This is a genomic window from Longimicrobiales bacterium, assembly GCA_028823235.1.
Classification (GTDB): Bacteria; Gemmatimonadota; Gemmatimonadetes; order Longimicrobiales; family Gaopeijiaceae; genus UBA2589.
Map to the genome: position 1 here is coordinate 1 of JAPKBW010000037.1, position 10,759 is coordinate 10,759.

General features: G+C 63.3%; 8 protein-coding genes. 2 read left to right on the forward strand and 6 right to left on the reverse strand.

Annotation, left to right across the window (positions count from 1 at the left end; translation table 11 throughout):
* From OSA81_12850 to OSA81_12860, 3 genes are all read right to left on the reverse strand, one after another.
* A partial coding sequence (locus OSA81_12850) for an ankyrin repeat domain-containing protein (protein MDE0899895.1) occupies positions 1-970 on the reverse strand: 970 nt, incomplete at its 3' end.
* A 48-nt stretch (positions 971-1,018) separates the two neighbouring features.
* Positions 1,019-2,398: a DUF1552 domain-containing protein gene (locus tag OSA81_12855; protein ID MDE0899896.1), complete on the reverse strand. Its 1,380-nt coding sequence runs from the start codon at positions 2,396-2,398 to the stop codon at positions 1,019-1,021.
* Positions 2,399-2,410: 12 nt separating this feature from the next.
* Positions 2,411-4,885 (reverse strand): DUF1592 domain-containing protein, encoded by a 2,475-nt coding sequence (locus OSA81_12860; protein MDE0899897.1) that lies wholly within the window; start codon positions 4,883-4,885, stop codon positions 2,411-2,413.
* A gap of 317 nt (positions 4,886-5,202) precedes the next feature.
* Between OSA81_12860 and OSA81_12865 the strand changes: the two genes are divergently transcribed.
* Complete coding sequence (locus tag OSA81_12865; GenBank protein MDE0899898.1) at positions 5,203-5,934, forward strand: IS5 family transposase; 732 nt, start codon at positions 5,203-5,205, stop codon at positions 5,932-5,934.
* A 33-nt stretch (positions 5,935-5,967) separates the two neighbouring features.
* The gene (locus tag OSA81_12870; GenBank protein MDE0899899.1) at positions 5,968-6,108 is read left to right on the forward strand and encodes a hypothetical protein; all 141 of its coding nucleotides are present in this window, start codon (positions 5,968-5,970) and stop codon (positions 6,106-6,108) included.
* Between the two features lie 142 nt (positions 6,109-6,250).
* On the opposite strand, the gene OSA81_12875 is transcribed toward OSA81_12870, so the two are convergent.
* The 3 genes from OSA81_12875 to OSA81_12885 all read right to left on the reverse strand — a co-directional run bounded on the left by OSA81_12875 (position 6,251) and on the right by OSA81_12885 (position 10,491).
* Positions 6,251-8,674, reverse strand: coding sequence for a choice-of-anchor B family protein (locus tag OSA81_12875; GenBank protein MDE0899900.1), 2,424 nt, complete (start codon positions 8,672-8,674; stop codon positions 6,251-6,253).
* A 123-nt stretch (positions 8,675-8,797) separates the two neighbouring features.
* Positions 8,798-8,995 (reverse strand): hypothetical protein, encoded by a 198-nt coding sequence (locus OSA81_12880; GenBank protein MDE0899901.1) that lies wholly within the window; start codon positions 8,993-8,995, stop codon positions 8,798-8,800.
* Positions 8,996-9,369: 374 nt separating this feature from the next.
* Positions 9,370-10,491 (reverse strand): serine hydrolase, encoded by a 1,122-nt coding sequence (locus OSA81_12885; GenBank protein ID MDE0899902.1) that lies wholly within the window; start codon positions 10,489-10,491, stop codon positions 9,370-9,372.
* Between the last annotated feature and the right edge of the window lie 268 nt (positions 10,492-10,759).

Consider the following 10,759-nt stretch of genomic DNA (forward strand, 5'->3'; position numbering starts at 1 on the left):
ATTCGGTTACCTCGGCGGGGACGACTCCTTCTTCGGCAGCAACGGCCTCAGCGGCACCACCCTCGTTCGTCACCGTCTCCTCGCCGTCGCCCTCGGGGGCATCTTCACCCTCGGCAGACTCTGCTCCCTCCGTGGCTCCCTCGCCCTCCGCCGCTTCCTCCTCGGGCGTAGGGGGCTCGGCCTCTTCGACGTCGTCTTCTTGAGGTATGTCTGGCCACCGCGTCTGCACCTGACGGGCCAGGTCGATCGCGGCTTGAACCTGACTCGGTGTAGGCTGCCAAGTAGGCCCACCACCCTGCTGTGTCTTGAAGCTCTCGAGCGCCTTCTGGAGACGCTCTTCCGCGGCGTTGTCTCCCGCAGCCATCTCGACTACGTCCACGACCGTGGATGCCGCGTTTGGGTCGGCTCCTGCGTCGAGCAAGACCTTGATTACGTCGACCCGGTTCATTGCCGCGGCGAAAGTCAGCGGCGTCTGTCCCCACGCGCTTTCCGTGACGTCCACGTCCGCGCCGTGCTCGATGAGCTTCGACACGATCCGCACGTCCCCTGCACGGGCCGCGAGATGAAGCGGAGTCGTCCCGCTGTTCGTGGAGACGGCCTGCGGATCGCTTCCCGCCTTGAGGAGCACCTCGACCACGTCGGCTTTGCCCTCTCGGGTCGCGACATGGAGCGGGGTGTAGCTGCCGATCCGTGTGCCCGCGTCCAGCCTGGAGCCCGCATAGATGAGGATCTGCGCCAGCTCGGCGTCGCCGAGGCGGGCTGCCCAGTGCAGGGCCGTCATCCCATCGCCCTGGGCCTCGTTCACATCTGCTCCACTCCGGAGCAGGGAGCGGACTGCCTCGACATTGCCGCGCATGGCGGCGTCGGCGACAGGTGCGTCTGCCACTGGCGTTTCAGCGGGATTCACGGCCCCGAGTAATACCACGGCGAACAGTGCAGACATCGCCTTCGAGAAGCCTCGTTGTCTCATCGTTCTCTCGATCCCTATCTCATTCGTTTCTGGGTCACACGCTGGTGGCTATAGCAGGAACTCACCCGTGCTGTCTCCGAAGCTGTCGAGGTCGGTGTGTCCGAGCCTGTGCATCAGCGTGAGGAAGACGTTGGCCATCGGGGTTCCGTCTGGCGCTTTATAGTGTGCGCCTCCATCCAGCACGCCGTTGCCGCCGCCCAGTAGGACCAAGGGGCAGCGGCGGTGATTGTGGAGGTTCGCGTCTCCCATGGGGGAGCCCCACATGACGACCGTGTTGTCGAGCAGGCTTGATTCGCCGTCACTCGTCTCTTGGAGCCGTTGAATGAAGTACGCGAGCTGGCTCACTCGGTATTGGGAGATCTTGTTGAATTCGAGGATGTTCTCCTCTCGTCCCCCGTGGTGAGACGAGGGATGGAAGCCGCGCTCGGATCCGCTTTCAGGGAAGGTCCGGTTCGATGCGTCACGGCCCGTCTTGAACGATGTCACCCTGGTGATGTCGGTCTCGAACGCCAACACCTGCAGGTCGAATAGGAGCTGCATGTGCTCGCTGTACGAATCCGGAATTCCGGGCGGGGCGCCGGGCAACTCCCTGGGATCACCCGAGCTGTTCTGAGCCTCGACCATTTGAATCCTCCGCTCGACCTCCCGAACACTGCCGAGGTAGCGATCGATTTTCTGCCGATCCAACGCGCCCACGTCACGTTTGAGGTGCGCGACCTCACTGGCGACCCAGTCCAGAATGCTGCTGTGCGAGCGCCTACGCAGCGCTCGTTCCTCTTCGGTGCCGCCCGCCCCGAACAGTAGGTCGAACGCGGCCCGAGGACTGCGGATCATCGGGAGCGGCGCAGATGGCGACGCCCAGCTGATCGAGTCCGTGTACGAGCACGAGTAGTTGTAGTCGCAGCCGCCGCCTTTGTCCGTGGGCTCGATGCACAGTTGGAGGGACGGAAGCACCGTCTCTTGGCCGAAGCGCCGCGCGTGAAGCTGGTCGAGCGAGGTCCCGACCATCAGATCGGACCCCTGTGTCTGCTTTGGGTGTGACTGTGTGAGGAACACCGCGCTCGACCGGAAGTGGTCGCCGCCGATTTCCCCCGGGGAGAAGGCCTCGGCCATCCTCACATCGGTGTTGCTGATGATCGTCAGATCGTCCTGATACGGTTCGAGTGACGCCAGCACGTTCCCGGGCAGTAAGTCGAAGTCGCGCCCGACGGTCTCGGGGGCGAAGAGATGCTGAGACGCGCCCCACTCGTTGCAGCCGGGCACACCGTGAACCTCCTCGATGCAGACGAGCCGTTTTGGACCCTCGGCGGCCTTCGCCCGCCCGCGCCCGGCGGGTGTCATGGCGTCCAGCATGGGGAGCCCGACTACGGCGCCCATCCCCTTGAGGAACGACCGGCGCTCGATGTGCTTGCCGGTAAGAAAGTGCATTCGTGAATTCTCCTAGTCGTTCGGCTCGGTCGAGACCGCCTGCTTCAATCGGAAGGCATCGCTTCGCACGACGCCCAGCACGAAGGACGACAACCGGTAGTCCTCGGCTTCTGCCTGCCTCGTGATCGCCCGCACGCTCGGCTGATCCTCGACCTCGAGACGTCGTCCGAGCGCATACGTCATGAGGTTGCCGGTGAATTGGCGCACTAGCGGAATTGGTCGCGTCAAAAGTACGTCGACCAGCTCCGTTGCGCTCGCGATTTCTGTCCCGTCGTAAAACGTGCCACGGGTGTCGAGAGGCATGCCGTTCTCACGAATCCGCCATTTGCCGGTCACGTCGAAGTTGTCGAGCGCGAGCCCGATGGGGTCTATGAGGTTGTGACACGATGCGCACGTCGGGTTCTTCCGATGCGCTTGCATCCGCTCACTGGTCGTCAGGATTCGCACTCCGGCGGTGCCGCTCGTCTCTTCGAGGTCGGGAACGCCGGGGGGTGGGGGTGGAGGCGGGACGCCCAGGAGGACCTCCATCACCCACTTTCCCCGAAGGACCGGTGACGTGCGGTTCCCGAGCGAGGTCTGAACCAAGATGCTTCCGTGCCCCAGGACACCGCGGCGGGTCGCGTCCGGATATTGAACCCGTACGAAGTCGTCACCGATGACACCCGGGATCTGGTAGTGAGTCGCGAGGCGTTCGTTGACGAACGTGTAGTCCGCACTGAACAGCTCGAGCAGGCTCCGGTCTTCGCGCACGAGGTAGTCGAAGAAGAGCTCCGTCTCCCGCGTCATGTCGTTCGCGAGTTGCCGACTGTAGTTCGGGAACCAGAACGAGTCCGGCTGGACCTTGTCGAGGTCCTGGAGCCGGAGCCACAGGCGGGCGAAGCGGGTCGAAAGCGAGCTCGAGCGGGGGTCCGCGAGCATGCGCCGCGTCTCGCGCTCCAACACTGCAACGTCCGACAGTTGCCCGCTCCTGGCCGCCTGAAGCAACTGCTCGTCGGGCCCGGTGCCCCACAGGAAGAAGGAGAGACGTGATGCCAGATCGACGTCGGCGACTGGAAAGACGTCGCCTGCGTCGGCATTACGAGGCTCGGACTCGATGCGGAAGAGGAAGTGCGGGCTCACCAGCATCGCCTCGATGACGGTCCGGATACCGAGTTCGAATCCGCCGTCCTCGGCCCCCTGCTCGTAGAAGTCGAGAAGGGCGTCGATATCTCGGGGCTCGAGTTCCCGCCGGTATGCCTGAGTCGCCAGCGTCGTCACGATACGCTCGGCGCAGGGACGTTCCTCGTCTCGCGACGTAGGTCTGCACGAGAAGATCCTCGTCCGCGTGGGCGTTTCCGAGACCCCGCGTGGCTCATAAGGGCCATCGACGGTCACGTGCATGATGTGGGGGAGTGAGGTCGTGCCGTAGCTTGCCTCGGTCCCGGTCAAGGACCAGTCGTTCGGCCGGATCAGGTCCTCGTACGGGCCGTCCATCTGGCGGATGAAGGCCGCCGTGATCCGGTGCTGTCCCGCCCCCACGAAGATGGAGTCTGTCTCCATCGGGTAGCCGAGCCGGCCCTGAAAGTCGATGAGTCGGCTGGTGCTGGCGGAGTACCGGAGTAGAGCCACTCGCGCCCCGTCCACCGAAACGTCGATGTCGTGGAAGCGCTCCCCCCAACCCGACATGAATCCCAGTGTGAAGACGTACTTCCCGTCGGCCGGAAACGAGTGGATAGCCGTGACGCCACCGCGCGTCCCGTAGGGGGCGCCTTCAAGGGTCTCCCATTCGTGTTGCGATACCGAGGGGTCGTTGGAGTAGATCCGCGATGAAGGTGCGGCGTCTGCCTGCCCGACGGCCTGCCGCGCGACCTCCGATGCCGCGGTCAGGTACGCGTCCATCAAGGTGGGTGAGATCACCTGAGCGTCCGCGACGTTGTCGAAGCTGGCGCTGATCTGGTCGGCGGGGAGCCAGTCCGATGCGTCGACGGTCAGGCCCAGAATCTCGTAGACGAGTCGCTCGTATTCGACTCGATTGACGCGTTGGAACGGTCGGTTGCCCGGCCGGGGTGTCGAGCCCGCCGCGTCGTCGATGATCTCTTCGAGCGTCTCGGCCAGCGTCACGAGCGTGTCCGCCTCCGGGCGCGCCGCGCCCGGAGGCGGCATCATGCCAGCACGGAGCTTCCGGATCATCCGCTCTGCGACGGTCGCGCGCGTCGCCGCGTCCTCGACGTCGAAGTCTTCTAGAGAGAGGTCGCCGCGGAGCCGCTTCTCGTTATGGCAGCGGACGCAGTATTGCCCGATCACCTCGGTCAAAGCCGTGGTGGACAAGGGAAGGGCGTGAGGCGCGGGAAGCGCCGCAGCCGACATGGGAAGGGCCGCACGAGAGGAGGTCGAGAGCGCCGCGGGACCGGATGCCGACTCAAATGACACCAGGCGTGCGGAATCCGGCGCCTGACTGGAAAGCGCCAAGAGACTGCCCACGATTGCTGCGGCAGCGGCTTGCTTCATAGGAATGACTCCAGGGCCCAATTACACCCGTACGGATAAGGGTAGCGCACCCCTATAGACAAGCCTAAGAGTGGTGAACGACGAGGACGAGGAGACGGTTGCACCGAGTCGACCCGTCTACTCGCTCCTTCCACTCCAAGAAGACCACTTGAGGGTGCATTCCATTGGCGGCCGGTGCCCCGGTGGCCCGTCGGCGCCGGGCGTTGGTGCATGGCTCCTGATCTAGGTTAGTCGTAAGCGAACCCCAGAGCGCGGAGTCGGCACCCGAGAAGTATCCGAAGCGCAGTCAGTACAAGCACGCGAAGTCTCGATATCGCGTGCGTAACTGGTCTGAGTACGAGGCGGGCCTCCAGAGGCGTGGGGCCCTCACCGTCTGGCTCTCAGATGCTGCGCTCGATGCCTGGTGTGCTCCGGCCAGCGGCAGGTCCGGCGGTCAGCGCAGGTGCGCAGACATCGCGATCCAGGCAGCCCTGACCATCCGCATGGTCTTCCATCTTCCGCTTCGCCAGACCGAGGGATTCCTCCGCTCGCTGGCCCAGCTACTCGACGTGGATCTCCCGATCCCCGACCACACCACTCTGTCTCGGCGACTCAAGAAGCTCGGTGACGTTCGGTTTCGCAGGCTCGCCATAGATCAGCCGATCCATCTGCTCATTGACAGTACGGGACTCAGGATCCACGTCGGTCATATGCAGAAGCCACCCAGGAACAGGGCTTGGAGGAAGCTGCACCTCGCTGTCGATGCGGATACAGGCGAGATCCTCGCATCGAATCTTACTGCTCGCCGGACGCATGACTGTACCCAAGTTCCGGCCCTCCTTCAGCAAATCGCTGAACCCGTGGCATCGGTCTCCGCAGATGGTGCGTACGACACGAGGGTCGTCTACCAAGCAGCCCATGAGCAAGGCGAAGGGCGACCGGTGCGGGTGCTCATTCCACCTGGACGTAACGCCCAGTTCAGCCCGAAGCCCTCGACCGCGCTCCAGGAGAGAGATCGAAACATCCGCTCCATCCGAGAACTCGGACGACGCGAGTGGCACACGCACTGAGTGTACAGCAAGCGCAGCTTGGTCGAGAACACTATGTACCGATACAAGACGATCATCGGTCGAAGTATGCGAAGTCGAACCTTCGATGGGCAGCAAGCTGAAGTCCATCTGGCGTGCGGGATCCTCAACACCATGACCCGGCTCGGGATGCCCGACAGCTACCGAGTGGCGTGATCCCCACTCCAAGGACCGGGGACTCCGTCTTCAGTTCCGAGCCATGCACCAACGCCCCTGCTCGTCATCAACAGACCGTCTACAGGTCCGCACCAGCTACCCGCAGCGCGCCTGGGTGGATCCGAAGGCGTGCCGAATGTTCCTAGCTGATCGGCCGTACTCGCTTTTTCAGCATGAACAGTCCTTCCTGCATGCTCGTCACGATGATCGTACCACTGTCGAAGAACGGATACGTGCTCCACGCGCCACCAAAGCCCGCACCGGTGCGATACGGGGACGTGTCAAACATGCCGACTTCCACCGGGTTGAGCGGGTCGGAGATGTCGAGGATGTGGAGTCCGTAGTTGTAGTTCGCCTGGTAGGTGAGGTCTCCCTTCACGTACAGGTTATGCGCACTCGCCGGGAGTGTTCCGAAGAACTCCCTCGCGAGTACCGGGTCTTCGAGCTCGTCGAGATTCCAGACGAGGGTTCTTGTCGTCTCGACGTTCCCGGCGATGACGTCACTCTCATCGTCCATGATGAAGTAGCGATGGTCTTCCGTGAGCCAGCCCTGGTGCATGTACGCAGGATTCGGATGTGAGGCGTTCGCGAGCTCGACCGGGTTTGATTTGTCGGTGACGTCCGAGATCTGGAACACGTTGCCCGACATGCGCAGGCAGATCTCCTGCCCGGTGAAATTGTCGTCGGGCCCGTGGTAGACGACGCACTGCGCGTCGTGGGTGCTTCCCGGATCGGAGCACCCGACGAAGTCCGGGTTCTGGGGATCGTTGATGTCGATCATGTGCAGACCCGAACAGCCGCGGCTCGTGAGATACGCGAAGCCGGTGTCTTCATTGATGATCACGTTATGGCTGCTCTCCACGACGTTGTTCGGAACGCCACGGTAGAGCACGTCAGAGTCGAACTTCACGGGCGGATCCATGACGTCCCGGAGACGTGTCAGATCGAAGATCTGCATCCCGTGCGCGCCCGCACCATCAGCCACGATGTAAGCATGGCTCTTGAACGTCTTGATGTCCCGCCAGAGCTGCGAACGAGGCGTGTTCGAGGTCTTCGGGAGGTCACCAATGAGGACGGGGTTCATCGGGTCGGTGATGTCGATGAACGAGGTGCCGTCGTTGCGACCGACCAGGGCGTATTCACGACCCGTCTCCCGATCGGTCCAGCCCCAGTTGTCATTCGCGCGGATACCGCGCGCGTCCTCGGGCGCGGTGAGCAGTGAGGTAGGCACGTACGCATACAGTTCGACGTCGGTGCACTCGAAGATGTCGACCGAGCCTTCTTCCGAGCAGCGGATCTCCTCACCGAGAACGGCACCCATCTGATCGGGCGGGCTCACGAGGATCTGCGACTGACCCCACTGTCCATCAGTACCGCGCTCGTACACGAAGACGCCGCCTGCCTGGTGATCGAGACCGGCGGCGGTGATGGCCGCTACGCCATTCGAGACCACGATACGGTGGCCAAACGAATCTTCATTGTTCGTCTCTTCCTCCGTGAACCGGAAGCGCTGCATCCCCGCCGCTGTTGCGACGAAGGTCTCTCCGGTCTCGAGGCCACGAGTGACCGGAGATCCGATCCACACGTCCGTACCGTCCACGGCGATCGCGGAGCCGAACACGTCACCCTCCTGGGCTTCGGGATGACCCATACGTCTCACCGTCGACCAGGAGTCGCCGTTTCGCTCGAAGACGAACACGGCGCCCATGCCCTGATCGTCGAACGGTGCACCGATCATGACCCGGTCGTCCTGGGCCACGATCGGTGCCCCAAAAGTCGCATCCGTGTTCGCGTCGACGGTCAGCTCACCTGCATGCTGCCATCCGCCGCCGTCCATGCGGAATTCGAATACCCGTCCTGCACCGTCCACGCCGTCTGCGCTCGTCGCACCCGGGGCTCCGACGAGGAGTCGGTCCCCGACAAACGTGATGGCTGCACCGAAGCCGTCGGCGTTCGCCTCAGCGGGTGAGGAGAAGCGCTGGCGCTCCGTCCAGCCGTCCGCGCTGCGCTGATACGCAATCACCTCTCCAGCCGGCTCGTCCGGAACGTCGTCCGTCGCCCTGCGCTGCCGCGGACGGAGGCGCGTACGATCGGTCGTCACGTGCGCGTGCCCTACGAGGAGCCAGTCGCCGTTGGCCGCGAGTGAGATCCCGTAGTCGACGCCGCAGTACCCGTTGTAGTCGCATCGAGCGTCGAGGCCAGCTGAGGTGTCCTCAGTCACCATCTCGTCAAACGACCAGCTCGCTCTGCTTCGCTCGTATGAGAACACGGCACCGCCGCGGTTTGCGACAAAGAGCGTGTTGTCTGCGAGAGCGAGCACCGCTCCGAACCCATCCGCGCGCTCGGCATCGGGAGCGGTAAGGATCGTCGTTTCGGCCCATTCGCTTCCAGTCTTGCCGTACACGTAGACCATGCCGGGCCGGAAGCTGTTGTTCGGCTCGCCGATCAGCAGAGCATCACCGTCGATGATGACGGAGTTGCCGAAGGACCCCGCCTGGGCAAATGCGGGTGAAGCCATCGCGGCGAGAGCGGCGAGGGTCAGTGCGAAACGACGGACACAAGTCATGACATCTCCGGGTCGGGGCAGTGAAGCTAGGCTACCGCCCGCTTGGCCTTGCGACAATGCAAGTGCGTCGTCGCGTGGCCTCGCATCGGCCGCGAACGACGTGTGGGGCGAAACGAGTTCTGGTTATCGGGCTTCGCCGGCTCCTCTCCTGAGCGGATGCGTTGGGAAGACCAGCGTGTCGTAGACCGCGTCCGCGGGTCGGATCCCGTCAGGAAAGTCCGACTCCTTGTCGGGATAAGCCGGGCGCTCGTGAGAGTTCACGTAGGCCGAGATGAGTCGGGCCTCTTCAGCCCGGCAGCTTCCGACATCGTCTTCTGGCAAGAACGGCAGATCGTGCGCCCCGCCTTGGGTTTACACGGTTTCTTGCCGGAAATCGGCGACTGCTAGCTCCGATTTGGGAGCAGGGGGTCCCCAGTTCGAATCTGGGCGCCCCGACTGATGGAAAGATTAGCCCCTCAACGACTTAGGTTGTTGGGGGGCTTTATCTATGGACATCGGATGGGCATCAAGTCACCCATAAGTCACCCGTAGGACCCGCTTCGAGGCCGATATCGACCTTGCCCGTCATCCCCCCCTTATTGGCGTCCACGGGGCGGTACTGGTGCAGGACCGCACACAGCGCCTCCACTGAAACGGCGTTCCCCGAAAAATATTTGGTAGCTCGGGCGCTGGCTGGCTAGTCTTCGCTCACTCCGTTATCCGGGCCACTGGACAGTCCCGGCATCCAGGATCGCATCCATCTCGGTCCTCATCTGAGTCGAGTAGCTGTCTCCTGATGTGGCGCGCTTGTTGAACAACACCACGTAGTTGATGCCGTCCCCCCGCTGACGGGCCAGCGTGTTAGTCCCGGGCAGGCTCCCGGTGTGGTTCCACCGCCACCCGGAACTCTCGGAGCCGGTCCGGCGCGTCCCGATCGCATCGCCAGCGACCTGGAATACCTCGAGGAACTCGAGGATCGTGCGGGTCGAGGCGACGAGTCCTCCTTGAGCGATGCGCGCCTCGTGGTCCCAGCCGCCGTCGGGTCGTCGGACAGTCGAGCCCTCGGGGTCGAAGACATTGGGTGCCATGCTGTCGTCATCGTACCAAGGCTCCCGTGGGTCCCGATCGGCCGGAAACGTCCGTCCCTGGACGATGTCCTCATGTGGGACGCCGAGCGGCTCGAACACTGTCTCGTACACGTAGCTCAGGTAGTCCCGGCCTGTGACCTCCTCGACGATGAGACCGAGCACCATGTACCCGATGTTTGAGTACTCGTCGCGCGTACCGGGCGTGAACTGCAGAGGCTGCCCCAGGATGTAGCGCAGCGTGTTGAGACGGCCCGGCGGGCTCGAGACCGACATCACTGATGCGATCGTGATCTCGCGATAAGTAAGGTCACCCGCGGCATCGCGATCCCACCCGCCCTCGTGCTGGAGGAGATGCCGCACGGTCACGTCTCCGAGGCGGTCATCGCCGAGCACGGGGAACGGCACCAGACCGAGTAGACCTCCATCGGGCTGGCCTACGTCGAACACCGCGTCGCTGAGCGTAAACATCCCATCGTCGATGAGCTGGCGGACGGCCGCTGCGGTGATCGACTTCGAGACGCTCGCGAGCCGCATCATCGCGTCGGATGCCAAAGGCACCTGATGAGCGGCGTCCTGCCACCCGAAGCCCTTCTGGTAGACGACCTCTCCATCCCGCATGATGCCGAGAGCTGCCGCTTCGATTCCGGTCGCCTCCATGAAGTTCACGATCAGTGAATCGAAGACTTCCAGCCCCGGCGGCCGGGTGATGGGAGCCGTGGTTTCCGAGCAGCCCGGGAGGGCAATCAACAACAGAGCCAGGACTCCCGCGTGGCACCGTGTTGCGGTCCGCCAGCCCGTCATCCGTGCGTTGCTCCATTCTACCGACATGACCCGAAGTTAAGCAGCCACAGGCTCTTGCTCCACTACATAATTATTTATCTACATAGTTATCTAGTTCTCGCATTAGGAAGTACATGAGTCTCAAGCACATCCTCTAGTCCCCTCCGTGGCACCCAGCCACACCTAGCAGTGTTCTGCTCGTCCTGAGTTGCGGGTACGAGTGGGGTAGGGGCAGAAT